Origin of the sequence: Patulibacter sp. (assembly GCF_030655195.1) — a bacterium.
Lineage (GTDB): Bacteria > Actinomycetota > Thermoleophilia > Solirubrobacterales > Solirubrobacteraceae > Patulibacter.
Map to the genome: position 1 here is coordinate 1 of NZ_JAURWA010000015.1, position 17,713 is coordinate 17,713.

The following is a 17,713-nucleotide window of genomic DNA, read 5'->3' on the forward strand; positions in this document are numbered from 1 at the left end:
TCGCCGCGGGCACCCCGGCGCCCGCCGCCGACGCGCCGCGCTGGAGCGGCCGCCCCGGCGACGACCGCGCCGCCCAGATCACCGCCCGACCGGGCACCGAGGTCGTCGCCGTCCAGGACGGCACGATCATCGGGACCGGGCACAACGACGCGATGGGCCACTGGGTCCGTCTGCGCGACGTCTTCGGCAACCGCTACACCTACGCGCACCTCGGGTCGGTCGCCGACACGTACGCGGCCCCCGAGAGCACCGAGGCCGAGGAGGCCGCGGCAGCCGCGGCGGAGCGCGAGGAGCAGCGCGACCCCGCCCCGGACGGTCCCGCCACCGCGGGCAGCCAGCCCGCCCTGGACGCGATCGCCGCGATGCAGTCCGGCAGCGCGAAGGCCGTCACCCCGGCCCCGGGCTCCCCGCTCCTGGCCGAGCCGCAGGCCCCCGGTGGTTCCAACGGCGCGACGACGCCCGCCGCCCACGAGGCGGACGAGACGCGGGTGCCGAAGGGCTACGGCGTCCCGGTCCCGCCCGCCGGACCGAACGACCCGGCCGCGGCCGCGGCCCCGGCCGGCGGCTCGGTCAGCGCGTCGGCCCCGGCCGCAGCCCCGACGGCGACTCCCGCCGCCGCGTCCTCCGCGCCGGCGAGCCCCGTCGCACGTGCCGCGGCTCCGACGCCCGGCACCGCCACGGGCGCGCCGTCGACGCCGGCCCCCGCGACCGGGATCGCCACCCCGGTCGGGGCGACCCCGGCGACCGCGCCGTCGCTCGGCGCGCTGCCGGTCCCCGGAGCCGCGTCGCCCGCCTCCCCGCTCGCCGCGAGCAGCTCGATCCTCGCCCCGACGAGCCTGCCCTCGCCCGACGTCGTCCTCGCCGCCATCTGGGCCGACACCCCGTCGACGAGCACCGTCCTGGCCCGCGGGCCGCTCTCCACCCGCCCCGCACCCCGCGGGACCGGGACGCGCTGGGCGGGGGTCCCCTCGATCCCCGCCGCGGCGAGCTCCGTCCCGGCGGCGTCCGCGGCCACCGCCTCGACCACGACGTCCGCCTCGGCGCCCGCGTCGGCCTCCACGTCGACGACCGCGTCGAAGAGCACGAAGACGGACGACGAGCAGGCGTCCGGGTCCTCCGGGCATGCACCGCGCATCGTGCTGAAGGACCTCCGCACCGGCGCCCGCGTCAACGGCGGGACGGTCCTGGGGACCATCGGCCGCGAGCCGAGGAAGGGCCAGGACGCCGACGGGAAGACCGCGTCGATGGCCTTCGGGGTCCGGCCCGCCGGCAAGGGCGCACCCCGCGTCGACCCGCGGCCGCTGCTCGACGGCTGGCGGCTGCTGTCCGCGACCGCCGAGCGCGAGTCGGCCGAGCGGGACGCGGGCGAGAAGAAGAGCGCCCTCTTCGGCATCCGTGCCGGCAGCGCCACCGCCGGCCAGGTGCTGCTCCTCGGCAAGGAGCAGCTGCAGGCCCGCGTGCTCGCGGACGACCGCATCGAGATCCCGACGGTCGGCCGCGCGCAGATCCGCGCCGGCCTGATCGACCGCCGCGTCCTGGCGACCCTCGCGTACCTGTCGGCCAACGGCCACGACCTGCGGATCTCGTCGCTGCGGCGGCCGGGGTCGATCACCACCTCGGGCAACCTCTCCGAGCACGACTCGGGCAACGCGGTCGACATCGCCGCGGTCGACGGCCAGGTCATCAGTCCCAAGACCCAGGGCGCCGGATCGATCACCGACCGCACCGTCCGCCTGCTGCTGCGCCTGCAGGGCACGATGACCCCGCACCAGATCATCACGCTGATGGGCCCGGACGACTTCGGCGGGGCGACCAACGTCCTGGCGATGGGCGACCACGACGACCACATCCACGTCGGCTTCGCGGTGGCCGGCGGCGACGGTGCGGCGGCCGGCGGTCAGCTGGCCTCGGCGCTGAAGCCCGGGCAGTGGGACGACCTGGTCGAGCGGCTCGGCAAGATCGAGAACCCGCAGGTCGCGACGAAGGCGTCGCGCTTCGCCCTGAAGGTCCGGCGCTGAGCCGCGCCCCCGGGGCCCGGTGCCGCGGGGGTCCACAGGACGCGGTGGAGGTCCGGCGCCGAGGGCGGCGCGGGGCAGCCGCCCGCGCGCCGCGTTGCACTTGCTACCGACGGTAGGTACGGTGGCGGCCATGTTCCGCGACCGCTCCGCCGTCCGATGACGCACCCCCTCTCGCGGCGCGCCCGCGACCTGCGCCACGGGGTGCTGACGCTGGGGTCCAAGACGCCCAACACCCCGGGGCGGATCGTCCGGCAGGTCGTCGCCGGCGGGCTCGCCGGCGCGGTGCGCGGCAAGGTCGTCCTGGTCACCGGGGCGTCGTCCGGGATCGGCGAGGCCACCGCGATCCGGCTGGGTGCGGCCGGCGCCACCGTCGTCCTCGTCGCCCGCTCCGAGGACGCGCTGCAGCAGGTCGCCGCCCGGATCGCCGAGGCCGGCGGCACCGCCGACGTGCGGCCCTGCGACCTGACCGACCTCGACGCCGTCGGGGTGCTGGCCGAGGTGGTCCTCGCCGAGCACGGCGCCGTCGACGTCCTCGTCAACAACGCCGGACGGTCCATCCGGCGCTCGATCGCGGACTCCTACGACCGCATGCACGACTTCGAGCGGACGATGCAGATCAACTACTACGGGCCTGTGAAGCTCACCCTCGGGCTGCTCCCCGCGATGCGCGCCCAGGGCCGGGGGCAGATCGTCAACGTGCTGTCGGAGGGCCTGCTGCTGCAGACCCCCAAGTTCGCCGCCTACCTCGCCTCGAAGTCGGCGCTGGACTCGTTCTCCCGCTGCGTCGCCAACGAGGTGCGCGGCGACGGGGTGCGGGTCACCGGCGTCCACATGCCGCTCGTCCGCACCCCGATGATCGCGCCGACCGCCGCCTACGAGCGCGTCCCGGCCCTGCGGCCCGAGGAGGCCGCCGACCTGATCTGCGAGGGGATCGTCACCCGCGCGTTCGCGGTCACCGCCCGCGAGGGTCTGGCGCTGCAGCTGGCCCGCAGCATCGCCCCGGGCACGCTCGAGGCGGGCATCTCCCTCGTCACCCGGCGCCTGGGCGCCACGGGTCGCCCTGCGCCGGCGGGCACGGACGTCTCGGGCGAGCGACGCATCCCGGCCGCGCGGTAGGTCCCGCCCGGCCCGGAGCGGATCGCCTGCCGCGGACCGGGGCGGCGGGCGCGGCGGCGGGAGGACCCCGTCCGGTGTCCCGCCCGTCCGGCGAACCCGTCAGGCCGGCGGCAGGTCCGTCGTCCCGCGCCGCTCCGCCAGGAGCGCCAGGTAGGCCGACCGCGCCTCGAAGGTCCGGGCCATCTGGTCGGTCAGCTCGTCGAGGAACTCCTCGCGGTAGGCGGAGTCGGTCAGCACGCTGATGGCGTAGTAGAGGCCCGAGAGCGCACCGATCGCCGCGGACACGCGCAGCAGCTCGTGCGTGATCCGGACCGGCACGCCGATGTCCGGCGGCGACCACGCCACGACCTCGCCCCGCGTGCCGATCCACGACTCCGTCACCTCGGGGCCGATCACGAGCATCCCCAGGGCGACGAAGAACGCCGAGATCGCGACGGTGACCACGAGCACCTGGAGTCCGTGGCTGATCAGCATCACCAGCCCGACGTTCGCGCGCTGGGGCCTGCGCAGCGGCTCGACGTCGCGGCCGGTCTCCGCCACGACCGCCGCCTCGAGCACCCGGACCTCGCGCGGGATGCGGACCGCGAGGAACGCCAGCACCACGAGGAACAGCAGCCCGCCGGTGGCGAGCAGCGAGACGTCCTCCATCTCCCCGAAGACCTGCCACATCTCCGTGTTGATGAAGAGGACGACGGCGAAGAGCAGCAGCAGCGGCAGCGCCCGGGCGAGCAGCGCGACGGACTGGGCGAGCTGCCCCGCCAGCCGCCGGAACGCCCAGACCAGGATCGCGCCGATCCCGAAGCCGAACCCCAGCGCGACGACACCGAGCACGAAGAGGTTGAAGACGGCCGTCACCACGGCGCTCTGCAGCTGGCCGTTGAAGAGGAGCGGCAGGGCGGCGGGCACGAGCACGAAGCCGGCCAGCTCGGCGGGCCCCAGGTCCTCGGGCACCGCGAGCGCCCGGCGCCCGCGGCGCCGGTTGGCCAGGGCGACGGCGGTGCCCGCGAAGGCGACGGCCCCGGCGACGGCGGCCAGGTTCAGGAGGACCGGCCAGTCGAGGTTCAGCGCGCCGAGCAGCTCGAGGACGAAGACGAGCGCCAGCAACGGGAACGCCCGGTTGAAGGCGTCCGTGCGGGCCGACCAGTCCTCGATGAAGAGCGGGAGGCCGGCGCGCCGGAACTGCACCTCGTAGCGCGCGAGCTGGTCGTCCACGCCGTCATCCAAGCGGGTACGCCGGACGGCCCGCCGCACGGGGCCGGCCCAGCACCGTCGCCCCGAGCGCGACCACGAGCCCGAGCGCCACGAGGACCAGCGCCTCGGTCCGCAGGCCGGAGAGCAGCTCGTCCCAGACGGCGGCGGCGACGTCCCGGTCCTGTCCGGACCCCGCGGCCCCGAGGGTCAGCGCCCGGGCGAGCTGCTCCGCCGCCACGACCACGGCCGCGGACCCGAGGACCGCCAGGCCGCACGCGCGCACGGTCGTCCGCCGGACGGGCGCCACGGCGATCGCGAGCAGCAGCAGGACGCCCGCGCCGACGAGGAGCGGCAGCCCGGCCGCGCCGAGCTGCTCCAGCCGCGCGGTCCGGGCGGCGGCGTCGTGGCCGCGGGCGAAGGAGAAGATCGGGACGGGGCCCACGGAGCGCAGCAGCCGGTCGAGCTCCGCCGGGAGGGCACCCGTGGTCTCGGTGGTCAGGCCCGCGACGTCGGTCACGGTGAACGTCACCCGGCGACGATCCGCGTCGACGACCTGGCGGAGTCCGCGCCGCGCCGTCCCGCGGAACGCCCGGCGGAAGGCCGCGCTGGCGACGACCCGGTCGGCCCGCGGCGCGACCACCGCGCGGGCGGCGGGCCCGGCGGCCGGGCTGACGTCCTCGACGGCGTCGACGACCGCCTCGACCGCGGCGTCGGAGAGCGCATCGCGGACGACGGGGTCGGTGCTCAGCGCAGCGGCGTGGTCGGCGAACGCGGCGGGACGCGTGACGCCGTGGAGGTGCTGCAACGGCAGCCCGAGGACGATCAGGACGGCCGCGACGAGGACGAGCAGCGCGACGGCGGGACGGCGGGCCACGCGGTCATCGTGGCAGGCGCGGGTCGACCCCGTGCCCGACCCGGCCGCCGGGGTGCCCGGTGCCGACCGCGCCCGACGCCGAGCGTGCCGTGCCCGCCGCCGCCCGGCCCGGCGCCCGTGTCCGGCCGTGTCGGCCGGGGTGGTCCGAGGTCAGCCGGATGGTCCGGCGTCAGCCGGTGAGGACGCGGTGCCGGTCGGCGGGCGCGTGCGGCACGCGGTGGCCGTCGGCGGTCTCGCGCTCGTCGAGGATCACGGCGGTGTCGCACCACGGGCAGCGGCGGTCCCCGGCGACCAGCACGTGCTCCGTGCAGCAGGAGCACCAGCCGCGCTCGATCGCGTGGTCCTCGAGGTCGGCGGGGTCGATCCCGACGGCCTCGGCGATCGTCGCGCAGACGTGGGTCACCCGGGCGCCGTTCCCGGCGCGGCCCATCGTGATCTGCTCGACGAAGCGGGGTGCCCGGGGCAGGTCGATCCCCAGGTCGCGGGCGAGGGCGTCGGGACCCCGCTCGACGAGCAGGTCGCCCAGGCGCGCCTGCAGCGTGCCGGCGAGCGGGACGTGCAGCACCGCGAAGGTCTCGGGGCCGTGGGTGACGATGTCCTCGACGCTGCCGCGCTCGAGGAAGTGGGCGTGCTGACCGCGGGTCGTGCGCATCGCGACGACGGCCCCGAGGCGCCGGCGGCACAGCCGGAAGCGGCTGCACGTGGCGTCGACGCCGTGGCGCTCGACGGCGGCGCGCAGGAGGAGGGCCGTAGGGCGGATGTCGACGCGGTCGCGGGCCGGCGCGGTGACGGATGGAGGAGCCATGGATAGACGGGGGGTGGGTGTGGGGATCCCCGTTCCGGTGGATGCACCATACGTCCGTGGACCCCGTAGATGTGAACGTCCGAGGCACTCGTTCTCCTCCGGCCGCCGCGCGTCCGACGGCATGGGACGCGACCCCCGGATCGGCGGCGGATCGTGGGACGAGAGCCCTCGTGGTGGCCTCCACCGGGGCCGCCGCGGCGTGCCGCGGCCCGTCCGCCCGTCCTCCTGCCGCCCGTCCGCCCGGCCTGCCGCCGGCCGGCCGCCCCGGCCGCCCGCCGGCCTGCCGCCCGGGCCTCCCGCCGGCCTGCCCCGGCCGCGACGGGCCGAGGGTCGGTCAGTCGATGACCTTGTAGCCCGCCTCGGCCACGGCGGCCACGACGGCCTCCTCGTCCACGCCCTCACCCCGGACGGCGACCCGACCGCTGGGCAGGTCGACGTCGACGCCGGTCACGCCCGCGACCTCGGAGACCTCCTCGGTGACCGAGGCGACGCAGTGCGCACAGGTCATGCCGGTGACGACGTACTCGAGGGTGCTTCCGGAACTGGTCATCGAGGACTCCTGGTGCGACGGTGGGACACCCGGTGGGGGTCTGGGACCGAGGCTACCGACGGCGCGGTGCGGGCCCGCGGTCGTCCCGGGTCGCGGTACCACCGCGCGCCGATCGTCCACGCCGGGGCGGGCGTCACCCCGGGCGCCGTCGACTCCCGATCCCGCGCGGGATATCGTCCGTGCCGCCCGCCACATGCCCCGCTCCTCCACGCCGACCGACACCCAGCCCGAACCCGCGGCCGCGCCCGCGCCGCGTCGCACCGGCCGGGGCCTCGTGCCGGCCGTCGCCGTCCGGGGCGCCCGAGGCGCGCTCGACGGCCTCGCGGCGGCCGCCGCCCAGGTCGGGCGCACCGCCCTGGCGCCCGTGGCCACACCCGCCCGCGGGGTCCTCTCGGCGGTCGGCGCGACCGCCCGCGCCCGCGTCGCCCAGGGCGACCTCGACGACCGCGACGGCCTCCTGATCCGCGACGCCATGCCGGTGGCGTGGATGGTCGCGAGCCTGTGGTTCCGGGCGGAGGTGCGCGGGCTGCACCACATCCCGCGCGACGCCCCGGTGCTGCTGGTCGGCAACCACTCGGGCGGGACGGTCACGCCGGACTCGTTCGTCTTCGCGCTCGGGTTCGCCAGCCACTTCGGGCCGGAGCGCCCGCTGCACGTCATGGTCCACAACCTCGTCTCGGCGTACCCGGGGCTCGGCTTCCTGCGCCGGCTCGGCACGCTGCCCCCGGACCCGGATCTCGCGCGCGAGGCGCTCGCCGCCGGGTCGTGCGTGCTGGTCTACCCGGGCGGTGAGCACGAGGCGCACCGGCCGAGCTCGGAGTCCACCCGCATCCGCTTCGACGGTCGCTCGGAGTTCGTCCGGCTCGCGCTCGACGCGGGCGTGCCGATCGTGCCGGTCGTCGCGATCGGCGGACAGGAGACCGCGCTCTTCCTGGGTCGCGGCGAGCGGCTCGCCCGCGCCCTGGGGCCGGGACGCGGGCCGCGACCGCGGAGCCTGCCGGTGTCGCTCGCGCTGCCCTGGGGCGTCAACGTCGGCGACCTCCTGGGACACCTGCCGCTGCCTGCCAAGATCGTGGTCCAGGTCCTGCCGCCGATCGACGTCGCCGCGCGCTTCGGCGAGGACCCCGACGAGCAGGAGGTCTACGACCACGTGACCGGGACGATGCAGGAGATGCTCACGGAGCTCGGCCGCCGGCGCCGGATCCCGGTCCTCGGCTGGGAGGCCCGATGAGGCTCTCGGAGCGCATCGACCTGCCGGTCTCGCCGGAGCGGGCGTGGCGGACCGTCGTCGACCCGCGCGTCATCGGCCGCACGCTGCCGGGGCTCGTGACGTTCGAGGTCCTCGGCGACGGTCAGCTCCGGCAGGGCACCCGCCTGCGGACGGTGCTGGCCATCGGGGCGGCGGAGCTGGGATCCGAGCTCGAGGTCACGGTGCTCCGCGAGGGCCGGGACCTGGTCGCCGTCGGCGTCACCGGCATCGACCTGCACGTCGCGCTGCGCGTCCGGCCCGTCGGCGACGGCGCGCGCATCTCGGTCCGCGCGGGCTACAACCCGCCCGGCGGCGTCCCCGGCGCCCTGGCGGGCGTCGTCGCGCTGCCGGAGATGCGTCGCCGGGTCCGCGAGATGCTGCGGGCCGTCGAGCGGATCCTCCTGGCCGAGGACGCCCCCGCGACGCGGCCCGGGCCGGTCGAGGTCGCGATGCTGGCGGCCCGGTCCGTCCGCGTCTTCCGCCGCGCCGGCGTCCTGCGCCCGATGCGACCGGACAAGTACGCGACGATCGCCCGGCAGCTCGCGCACTGGGGCGCCACCCCGGCCGGGGCCTACGCCGCCGCCGCCACGCGCGACCCGCACCGGATGGCGATCATCGACGGCGACCGGGCGCTGACCTACGCCGAGCTGGACCAGCGCACCACGGCCCTGGCCGTGGCGCTGCGCGACCGCGGCGTGGGGGAGGGGCACCGCGTCGCGATCGCCTGCCGCAACCACCGCGGCTTCGTCGAGGCGCTCGTGGCGGTCTCGAAGGCCGGGGCCGACGCGCTCCTCGTCAACACCGCGTTCGCGGCGCCGCAGGTCCGCGCCGTCTTCGACCGCGAGCGCCCCACGGCGCTGGTCTGCGACGCCGACCTGCTGGGCGTGATGGACGAGGCGCTCGGCGCGGCGACCGGCCGGACCGCCGACGCCGCGCGGGGCACCGCGGACGGGGTCTCCCGCGTCGTCGCGGCCTGGGACGCCGAGCACCCGTCCCGGCCGGGCGTCCGGTCGCTCGACGAGCTGATCGTCGAGGGGGCGGGCCGCCCGCTCGCCTACCCGGGCTCGCCCGGCCGGGTGGTGCTGCTGACGTCGGGCACGACCGGCGTGCCGAAGGGCACCCGCCGCAGCCGCATCGCGCTGGACGCGCCCGTCTCGTTCCTCGACCGCATGGACTACCGCGACGGCGGGACGTTCCTGATCGCCCCGCCGCTCTTCCACGCGTGGGGGTTCGCGAACCTGCTGATGGCGATGCTGCTGGGCTCGACCGTGGTCCTGCGCCGCGACTTCGACCCGGAGGACGTCCTGCGCTCCGTCGCCCGGCACGGGGTCGACGTGCTCGTCGGCGTGCCGGTCATGCTCGGCCGGATCCTCGAGCTCGATCCCGCCGTCCGCGAGGAGTTCGACCTCTCGCGCCTGCGGGTGACCGCGTCGTCGGGCTCGGCGCTGCCCGGGGACCTCGCCACCCGCTGGATGGACGCGTTCGGTGACAACCTCCACAGCCTGTACGGGGCGACCGAGGTCGGCTGGGGCGCGATCGCCGACCCGGCGGACCTGCGTGCGGCCCCGACCACCGCTGGCCGCGTGCCGCTCGGCGCGACGGTCCGGATCGTCGACCGCGGCGGCGTCGCGCTGCCGACGCACCGCACCGGGCGGATCCTCGTCGGCGGCGGCCTGGCGAACGACCGCTACACCGACGGCACCCGGCTGCCGCAGCGCGACGGCCTGAGCGAGACCGGCGACGTCGGATACCTCGACGACCTCGGTCGCCTGTTCGTGCTCGGTCGGGAGGACGACATGATCATCTCCGGCGGCGAGAACGTGTACCCGCGCACCGTCGAGGACGCGCTCGACGAGCACCCCGGCGTCCTGGAGGTCGCGGCGATCGGCGTCCCCGACGAGCACTACGGCGAGCGGATCGCCGTGCACGTCGTCAAGGCGCCCGGCGCCCGGCTGTCGGCGAAGGCCGTCCGGGACCACGTCCGCGCCTCCCGGCCCCGGTACGAGGTCCCGCGCGACGTCGTCTTCTGCGACGCCCTCCCCCGCAACGCGACGGGGAAGGTCCTGCGCCGGGAGCTGCGCGCCCCCGCGTGAGCCGGGTCGAGGCGGTCGGTGGTCGACGGGACCGTCCTCCGGGCCACCGCCCGCCGATCGGGGCACCCGTCGCCGGATCACCCCACCCCGTGGCGACCGCTGCCGTCGGCTCGGTTACGCTCGGTGGGTGAGCGACGGAAACCCCTCCGCGTCCGCGGTCGCCGCCGCGCCCTTCGAGCCGACCGCCTTCGGGACGTTCGAGTTCTCGGGTGTCGCGATCGACGAGCGGACCGCGACGGTCTCCCTGCGCTACGCGCTCGACGCGGTCCGGTTCGAGGAGACGGTGCGCTTCGAGGACGTCGCGTGGCCGCGGGACGACGCGCGCCGCGAGGTCCTGCGGCGGCTCGCCCGGCTGCTGCACCTCCTCGCCGGGGTCTCGTACTTCAAGACCGCCGCGCCGCCGCGGATCGCCTTCGCCCCCGGTGCGGGCGGGCTCGACGGGGCGGACGCGCCGTCCCCCCGGCTGCGCGCGCTGCTGCGCGACGTCTACACGCTCGGCCTCGGCGAGTTCGCGTACCGCAACGGCGTCGACGTCCGCGAACGCGGCGCCCTCCCCGACGCCGTGAGCTTGCCGGCGGACCCGGTCGACCTCCCCGCCACGGGGCGCACGCTCGTCCCGATCGGCGGCGGCAAGGACTCCGTCGTGGCGCTCGAGGTCGTGCAGCGGGCCGGCCGCGAGCCCGTCCTCTTCTCGGTCGGCCGGCCGGTGCCGATCGTCGACTGCGTCGCCGTCAGCGGGCTGCCGCACGCGGTGGCGATCCGGCGGCTCTCCCCCAACATCGGGGACCTCAACGCGTCCGGCGCGCTGAACGGCCACGTACCGGTCACTGCCGTGGTGTCCACCATCGCCCTCATGACGGCCGTGCTGCACGGCGCGGACGACGTCGCGATGGCCAACGAGCGCTCCGCGTCCGAGGCCAACCTCGTCTGGGACGGGCTCGAGGTCAACCACCAGTGGAGCAAGGGCGCCGCGTTCGAGCGGGAGTACGGGGCGCTCCTGGCCGAGGAGGTCTCTCCCGGCCTCGGCTACCGCTCCGTGCTGCGCCCGGCCGGCGAGCTCGCCATCGCCCGGGCGTTCTCCCGGCTGCGCCGCTTTCACCCCGTCTTCACCTCGTGCAACGCGGTGTTCCGGATCGACCCGGCCCGTCGCGGCACCCGCTGGTGCGCCGACTGCCCGAAGTGCCGCTTCGTGTACCTCGCGCTGGCCCCGACGCTCGAGCCCTCCGACCTGCGCGGGATCTTCGGCGTCGACATGCTCGACGACCCCGAGCAGTACGACGGATTCGCGGACCTCGCCGGCCTGCGCGAGCACAAGCCGTTCGAGTGCGTCGGCGAGGAGGCCGAGTCGCTCCTGGCGATGCGCCTGATCGCCGAGGGCGTCGGCGAGGACGGCCGTCCGGGCCGTGACGCGTGGCGGGACCACGCCGTCGTCCGGCGTCTGCGCGACGAGCACCTGTCGGGCCTTCCTCCGCTGCCCGCCGACCCGCACCGCGAGGCCGACCCCTTCGTCCTCGACGACGCGGCGCTCCGGGCGCTCCCCGCCGATCTGCGGGACGCCGTCGTCGCGGTGCTGGGCGCGCCGTGAGCGAGGACCTGCAGGGGACCCCGGCCGCCCTCGTGCCCGACGCCGGCCGCGAGCTGGAGGGACGGGTGCTGCCCGGGGCCGGCCTGACCGTCGCCGAGCGGATGGTCGTCGACGCCGCGGTCCCTGAGCTCAAGCCCCGGGTGCGCGAGATCGTCGACGTCGCCCGGCGCCTCCTCGACGAGGACGGCATCGACGCGCTGTCGATGCGGGCGATCGCCGCGCGCCTGGACGTGCGCGCGCCGTCGCTCTACAAGCACCTCCCCGACAAGCAGGCGATCCTCGACGTCCTCGTCGCCGACATCCTGCGCGAGAACGGCGACGTCATGCGCGCTGCGATCACGGGAGCGGAGGACCCGGTCGGGGCGATCATCTCGGGGTTCCGCCGCTGGGCGCTCGAGCACCCGCAGCGCTACCGGGTCGCCATGGACGGGCCCCTGGCCGACACCCCGCTGGTGCAGTCCGCGGCCCTCCACAGCGGCGATCCGCTGCGCTGGGCGATGCGCGACGACCTCGAGGGTGCCGTCACGCTGTGGTCCTTCGCCCACGGGCTCGTCGACCTGGAGATGAAGCAGCGCCTCCCGCCGGCCTACGACCCCGGGATGGTCTGGGCCCGCGGCGTCGCGCACCTGCGGCACGCCGACGACGACATCGAGCTGCCGCCCCCGATGCAGGGGACGGCGTCGACGTCCGAGTTCTGGAGCGACCCGCCCGAGGACGTCACGCTGTCCCCGCGGGCCGCGCGCATCGTCGAGGTCGCTCGCGAGCTCCTGGAGGAGGACGGCGAGGAGGGCATGTCGATGCGGCGGATCGCGTCGCGACTCGGCGTCCGCGCACCGTCGCTCTACAAGCACCTGCCGGACAAGCTGGCGATGGAGAACGCGATCATCGCCCACGTCCTGCGGGAGATGGGCGGGATCGGCATGGCCGCCGGCGCGGCCGCGGCCGCGGCGGACGAGGACCCGCTGGTGGCGGTGATGACCGCCTACCGCGAGTACGCCCACGCGCACCCCGCGCTCTACCGGCTCTACACCCGGGGCCGGCTCGACCCGGGACCCCTCGTGCGGGGCGCGGAGCTGCGCTCGGCGGAGCCGATCGCCCGCGCCACCGGCCACGACGGCGTCGCGGCGATGACGATCTGGTCGTTCGTCCACGGCCTCGTCGACCTGGAGTCGAAGGGGCGGGTGCCGGACACCTACGACCGCGAGGCGGTCTTCCTGCGCGGGATCGCCGCGCTCCGCCCCGTGGAAGGGCGGACGTGGTGAGCGACCCCGACCGCGAGGCCGGCCGGATCACGGCGGGCGACGACCTGCGCGAGGTGCGCGAGCGCGAGCTGGCGACCCTCGAGGTCCCGACGCTCGCGCCGCGTGCCCAGCAGATCGTCGAGGTCGCCCTCGAGCTGCTCGAGGAGGGTGGGCCCGACGCCGTGTCGATGCGCGTCGTCGCCGGCCGTCTCGGGGTCCGCGCCCCGTCGCTCTACAAGCACCTGCCGGACAAGGGGGCGATGGAGAACGCGATGATCGCCATCGGCCTGCGGCAGCAGGGCGCCGCGTGCGAGGAGGGCATGCGCGGGGCCGACGACCCGTTGACGGGCGTCGCCCAGGCCTTCCGCCGGTGGGGCAAGGAGCACCGCCACCTCTACGAGCTGATGATGGCCGCGCCCCTGGACCCCGGCCCGCTGGTGCGCTCCGCCGAGCTCGTCGCCGGGCGGGCGCTGCGCGAGGCGATGCAGGGCGACGCCGTCGGCGCCTTCACCGTGTGGTCCTTCGCGCACGGCCTCCTGAGCCTCGAGCTCCAGGACCGCCTGCCGCCCGGCGCCGACGTCGAGGTGCTGTGGGCCCGCGGCATCGACGCGCTGCGCCCGCGCTGACCGGTCCGTCGCAGGTCGCGTCGTGAGCACCGAGCCGTCGCCCCTGCGACTGAGCGTCCCGCGCGCCCGCCGCATCGCCCTGGCCGCCCAGGGCTTCGCGGACCGTGGGCACCGCAACCCGCCGGCCCGCCTGACGCTCGCGCACCTCGAGCGGATGCTCGACCGCGTCGGGCTGCTGCAGATCGACTCGGTCAACGTCGTCGCCCGCGCCCACCTGCTGCCGGTCTTCAGTCGGCTGGGCCCCTACGACCTCGGGCTGCTCGAGCGCGCGACGGCGCGGCGGCCCCGGCGACTCGTCGAGTACTGGGCGCACGAGGCGTCGTTCCTGCCGCCCGCGACCCACCGGCTGCTGCGCTGGCGGATGGCGCGGATCGACGACGAGGGCTGGGGGATGATCCGCCGCGCGGGCGAGCAGCCCGAGCTGCTCGCCGCCGTCGAGGCCGAGATCGCCGCCCACGGACCGCTGACCGCGGTCGAGCTGGAGCTCCGGCTGGAGGCCGACGTCGCCGCCGGTCGGCTCGTCGTGGGCGAGCGGCGCGGGAACGGCTACGCCTGGAACTGGTCGGGGGTCAAGCGCGCGCTGGAATACCTGTTCTTCGTCGGCCGGGTGACGTCGGCCGGGCGCACGCCGCAGTTCGAGCGCCGCTACGACGTGCCCGCCCGCGTGCTGCCTCCGGAGGTCCGCGACGCGCCGGACCCCGAGCCCGCCGACGCGATCCGGGAGCTCGTCCGGATCGCCGCGCGGGCCCACGGCGTGGGGACGGAGCAGTGCCTGCGCGACTACTTCCGCCTGAGCCCCGCGCAGGCCCGGCCGGCGATCGCGGAGCTCGTCGCGGCCGGCGAGCTCCTGCCGGCCACGATCGACGGCTGGCGGCGGCCCGCCTACCTGCACGTCGACGCGCGGCAGCCGCGGTCGGTCGACGCCCGGGCCCTCCTGGCGCCGTTCGATCCGCTGATCTTCGAGCGCACGCGCACGGAGGCGCTCTTCGGGTTCCGCTACCGCCTCGAGATCTACGTGCCCCGCGAGAAGCGGGTCCACGGCTACTACGTCCTGCCGTTCCTCCTCGGCGACCGGCTCGTCGCCCGCGTCGACCTCAAGGCCGACCGCGGTGCCGGCGTCCTGCTGGTCCAGTCGGCGTTCGCGGAGGACGACGTCGCCGACCGCGCGCACGTCGCCCGGGAGCTGGCGACCGAGCTGCACGCCATGGCGGGCTGGCTGGGGCTGGGCGCCGTCGACGTGCGGCCGCGCGGGGACCTCGCGACGGAGCTGGCCGCGGTGGTCTGACGGCCGGCCGCGGCGCCCGACGTCCGGTCCGCGGCGCCGCGGACCGGGGTGGTCCGGCCTCAGCCCCGCGGCAGCGCCGCGACGGCCGCGGCGAAACGGTCGCCGCGGTCCTCGAAGTCGCGGAAGACGTTGTGGCTCGGGGCGGCGGGGGAGAGGACGACGGTGGCGTCGGGCGGCGCGATCCGCGCGGCCGCGGCGACGGCCGCGCCCGCGACCTCGTCGGGCGACCCGTGCGGGACCTCCTCGATCGCGGGCGCGTCGGGTCGGCCCTCCGTGGCGTCCCGCAGCGCGGCGGCGAGCGCCGGACCCGTCCCCGGCAGCGCCACCAGGCCGACGACGTCGACGCGGGCGGCGGGCTCGCCGATCGCCCCGGTCGGCACCGCGCCGGTGGCCAGCGCCGTGACGAGCGCCCCGTACTCCTGGCGGCGGTCCAGGCCGCCCGCGACGAGCACGACCGGGCCGGGCGCGAAGGCCGCGATGGCGGCCATCGCCGCCTCGGGGGTCGTCGAGATCGAGTCGTCGACCCAGGTGCGCCCGTCGTGGCGTGCGAGCACCTCCTGCCGGTGGGGCAGCGTGGCGAAGTCGCGCAGCGCGCCCGCCAGGTCGGGGATCTCGTGGCCCAGGGCGCGCACGCACTCCAGCGCGGCGCACGCGTTCCGGGCGCCGATGACCCCGCGGACCGGCAGCTCGTCGACGCCGCAGAGGTCATGCGGGCCGTCGAGGACCCGACCGCCGGCGACGTGCAGGCCGTGTGGCTCGTCGACCCACAGCACCGGGCTGCGCAGCTCCTCGGCGGCGGCACGCAGCAGCGGGTCGGCGTGGGAGAGGACGGCCAGCCGGGGCCCGTCGCCGGCCGTCAGGATCCGCAGCTTGTCGGCGTGGTAGGTCGCCTCGTCGCCGTGCCACGGCAGGTGGTCGCGCAGCAGGTTCAGGACGACCACGACCGTGGGGGCCCGCGGCAGGTCGCTCAGCTGGTAGCTCGACAGCTCGAGCACCCACGCCTCGGGCGGGTCCGCGGGCGCCAGCGCGTCGAGCAACGGCGCGCCGATGTTGCCCATCAGCCGACTCGAGATGCCGGCCTTGCCGAGCAGATGGTGCAGCAGCGAGCTGGTCGTGCTCTTGCCCTTCGTGCCCGTGATCCCGATGACGGTCTCGGAGCCCGACCGCTCGGCGAGCCACAGCGCCGTCCCCGTCGTCAGGATCGCGCCGTCGGCCCGGACGCGGTCCGCCTCGGGGCCGCGGACGGGCACGCCGGGGGAGCGGACGACGACGTCGCAGGCGGCGAGCGCGTCGAGGCCCTCGGGGCCCGAGAGCCACGGCACGGGGCCGCCGCCGGGGCCGTCGGGGAGCGGAGCGGCGTCCACGGGGGCGGGGTCCGACGTGACCACGAGCGCGCGGCAGCCGGGGGCGTGGCGGGCCAGCGCACGGAGGGCCGCGGCACCCTCGCGCCCCGCGCCCCACACGCCGACCCGACGCCCGTCGAGGTCGGCGACCCGCAGGTCCGCCGGGGGCAGCGGCGGAGGAGGGGGGACCGGGGAGGACGGATTCCGCACCGGGGCAGGGTACAGCGGGGTCCCGGTGCTCCCGCGTATCCTCCGGCCCGTGCGTGCGGCAGCGACCCGGATCCCGGTCCTCGCCGTCGCCCTCGCGCTCGCGCTCGGCGGTTGCGGCGGGGACGACGACGCGCCGGAGCGCCCCGTGCCCCCGGCGTCGGCCGGCCTGTCGCCGCAACGCGAGGTGCGCACGCCGACGCTCGAGCGCTCCCGCGTGGCCCGCGGCTTCGCCGAGCCCGTCTCGCTCGTCCAGGAGCCCGGCCGTCGCGGGCGGGTGCTCGTGGTGGAGCGGGCCGGCACCGCCCGGTGGCTCGACGGCGACGGCCCCGCCGGCGGCACCCCGTTCCTCGACCTGCGCGGCCGCGTGTCGACGAAGGACGAGCAGGGCCTGCTCGGCCTCGTCTTCGTGGGCGACGGCCGCGGCGGGGTGCAGGACCGCGTCGTCGTCCACGAGTCCGACCAGGACGGCCGCAACCGCGTCGTCCGCTACCCCGTGCGCGACGGGCGCGTCGACGTCGCCGCCGGCGAGCCCCTGCTCGACGTGGAGCAGCCCTACGCCAACCACAACGGCGGCGAGCCGGTGATCGGGCCCGACGGCCGCCTCTACGTCGGCCTCGGCGACGGCGGCTCGGCGTACGACCCGCGGCAGAAGGCCCAGGACCGCACCTCGATGCTGGGCAAGATCCTGAGCACCGATCCCGACGCGCGATCGCCGCGCTGGCGCCAGGTCGCGATCGGCCTGCGCAACCCGTGGCGGCTGAGCTTCGACGCGCGCACCGGCGCGCTGTGGGTCGCCGACGCCGGCCGCGACTCCGCGGAGTCGCAGACCGAGGAGATCGACCGGATCCCGGCCTCGGCGCTCCGGCGCGCCGACGAGCCCGCGAACCTCGGCTGGTCCGCCTACGAGGGCGCGCGGGTCCAGCGCAACCGCACGCTGACCACGGGGCTGCGGCTGATCTGGCCCGTCGCGTCCTACACCCAGCGCGACGGCTGCAACGCCGTCGGCGGCCTGGCCCTGCGCGGCGCGGGCGCCGCGGCGGTCCCGGCGCTGCGCGACCGCTACGTCTTCGGCGACACCTGCAGCGGCCTGGTCTGGTCGCTCCCGGCGGACGCGGGGCTCGGCGCCGAGCTCCGTCGCGAGGGGGTGCGGGTCCCCCGGCAGACCTCGTACCTGCTGGACCGGCGCGGGCGGCTGCTCGTCAGCAGCCTCGACGGCACGGTCCACCGGCTGCGCGACGCCGGCTGACCCCGGGAGCGTCGTCACGGGGCGGTCGGATACCCTGGCCTGCGTGCCGGGACCCCGCCACACGGTGCGCCGCCGCCTCATGGCGGTCGCCGGAACGGTGCTCCTCCTCGCCGCGCTCGCGCTCGTGGACGCCGCCCTGGCGCTCGAGCTCGCGCCGGCGGGACTCCTCGTCGCGCTGGCCGTCGCGGGCTGGATGCCCGGCGAGGAGCGCCTCGTCCGCGCGATGCGCCGCCGCCGGCCCGCCCCGCGGCGTCGCCGGTCGGTCCTCGCGCTGCTGCGCG

Annotated in this window: 14 protein-coding genes and 1 pseudogene; 10 read left to right on the plus strand and 5 right to left on the minus strand. The window is 76.8% G+C overall.

The window, feature by feature from the left end; translation table 11 throughout:
- A pseudogene (locus Q7T67_RS01625) lies at positions 1–2,018 on the plus strand (hypothetical protein); the annotation flags it as partial.
- 156 nt (positions 2,019–2,174) lie between these two features.
- Positions 2,175–3,134 carry an SDR family NAD(P)-dependent oxidoreductase gene (locus tag Q7T67_RS01630; protein ID WP_304785584.1) on the plus strand — a complete coding sequence of 320 codons (960 nt, stop codon included), beginning with the start codon at positions 2,175–2,177 and terminating at the stop codon, positions 3,132–3,134.
- A 99-nt stretch (positions 3,135–3,233) separates the two neighbouring features.
- On the opposite strand, the gene Q7T67_RS01635 is transcribed toward Q7T67_RS01630, so the two are convergent.
- The 4 genes from Q7T67_RS01635 to Q7T67_RS01650 all read right to left on the minus strand — a co-directional run bounded on the left by Q7T67_RS01635 (position 3,234) and on the right by Q7T67_RS01650 (position 6,554).
- On the minus strand, positions 3,234–4,346 hold the full coding sequence (locus Q7T67_RS01635; protein ID WP_304785585.1) for a hypothetical protein: 1,113 nt from the start codon (positions 4,344–4,346) through the stop codon (positions 3,234–3,236).
- A 4-nt stretch (positions 4,347–4,350) separates the two neighbouring features.
- Positions 4,351–5,199: a hypothetical protein gene (locus Q7T67_RS01640; protein ID WP_304785586.1), complete on the minus strand. Its 849-nt coding sequence runs from the start codon at positions 5,197–5,199 to the stop codon at positions 4,351–4,353.
- A 169-nt stretch (positions 5,200–5,368) separates the two neighbouring features.
- Positions 5,369–6,004 (minus strand): hypothetical protein, encoded by a 636-nt coding sequence (locus tag Q7T67_RS01645; RefSeq protein WP_304785587.1) that lies wholly within the window; start codon positions 6,002–6,004, stop codon positions 5,369–5,371.
- 334 nt (positions 6,005–6,338) lie between these two features.
- Complete coding sequence (locus tag Q7T67_RS01650) at positions 6,339–6,554, minus strand: heavy-metal-associated domain-containing protein (protein ID WP_304785588.1); 216 nt, start codon at positions 6,552–6,554, stop codon at positions 6,339–6,341.
- A 193-nt stretch (positions 6,555–6,747) separates the two neighbouring features.
- On the opposite strand from Q7T67_RS01650, the gene Q7T67_RS01655 reads away from it, so the two are divergent.
- The 6 genes from Q7T67_RS01655 to Q7T67_RS01680 all read left to right on the plus strand — a co-directional run bounded on the left by Q7T67_RS01655 (position 6,748) and on the right by Q7T67_RS01680 (position 14,633).
- Positions 6,748–7,785 carry a lysophospholipid acyltransferase family protein gene (locus Q7T67_RS01655; protein WP_304785589.1) on the plus strand — a complete coding sequence of 346 codons (1,038 nt, stop codon included), beginning with the start codon at positions 6,748–6,750 and terminating at the stop codon, positions 7,783–7,785.
- Complete coding sequence (locus Q7T67_RS01660) at positions 7,782–9,896, plus strand: AMP-binding protein (protein ID WP_304785590.1); 2,115 nt, start codon at positions 7,782–7,784, stop codon at positions 9,894–9,896. The genes Q7T67_RS01655 and Q7T67_RS01660 overlap by 4 nt, the downstream gene beginning before the upstream one ends.
- Positions 9,897–10,023: 127 nt before the next feature.
- Entirely contained in the window at positions 10,024–11,481 is a 1,458-nt protein-coding gene (locus Q7T67_RS01665) for a hypothetical protein (protein ID WP_304785591.1), read from the plus strand.
- On the plus strand, positions 11,478–12,743 hold the full coding sequence (locus tag Q7T67_RS01670) for a TetR/AcrR family transcriptional regulator (RefSeq protein ID WP_304785592.1): 1,266 nt from the start codon (positions 11,478–11,480) through the stop codon (positions 12,741–12,743). The genes Q7T67_RS01665 and Q7T67_RS01670 overlap by 4 nt, the downstream gene beginning before the upstream one ends.
- Positions 12,740–13,348, plus strand: coding sequence for a TetR/AcrR family transcriptional regulator (locus Q7T67_RS01675; protein WP_304785593.1), 609 nt, complete (start codon positions 12,740–12,742; stop codon positions 13,346–13,348). Before Q7T67_RS01670 ends, Q7T67_RS01675 begins: the two co-directional genes overlap by 4 nt.
- Positions 13,349–13,370: 22 nt before the next feature.
- On the plus strand, positions 13,371–14,633 hold the full coding sequence (locus tag Q7T67_RS01680; protein WP_304785594.1) for a winged helix-turn-helix domain-containing protein: 1,263 nt from the start codon (positions 13,371–13,373) through the stop codon (positions 14,631–14,633).
- Positions 14,634–14,692: 59 nt separating this feature from the next.
- Here the strand turns inward: Q7T67_RS01680 and murD are convergent, their stop codons facing one another.
- Complete coding sequence (gene murD, locus Q7T67_RS01685) at positions 14,693–16,186, minus strand: UDP-N-acetylmuramoyl-L-alanine--D-glutamate ligase (RefSeq protein ID WP_304785595.1); 1,494 nt, start codon at positions 16,184–16,186, stop codon at positions 14,693–14,695.
- A gap of 49 nt (positions 16,187–16,235) precedes the next feature.
- Here murD and Q7T67_RS01690 point away from each other — a divergent pair, with 49 nt between their 5' ends.
- Complete coding sequence (locus Q7T67_RS01690; RefSeq protein ID WP_304785596.1) at positions 16,236–17,432, plus strand: sorbosone dehydrogenase family protein; 1,197 nt, start codon at positions 16,236–16,238, stop codon at positions 17,430–17,432.
- Between the two features lie 43 nt (positions 17,433–17,475).
- The coding region (locus tag Q7T67_RS01695; protein WP_304785597.1) for a hypothetical protein at positions 17,476–17,713 on the plus strand (238 nt) is incomplete at its 3' end.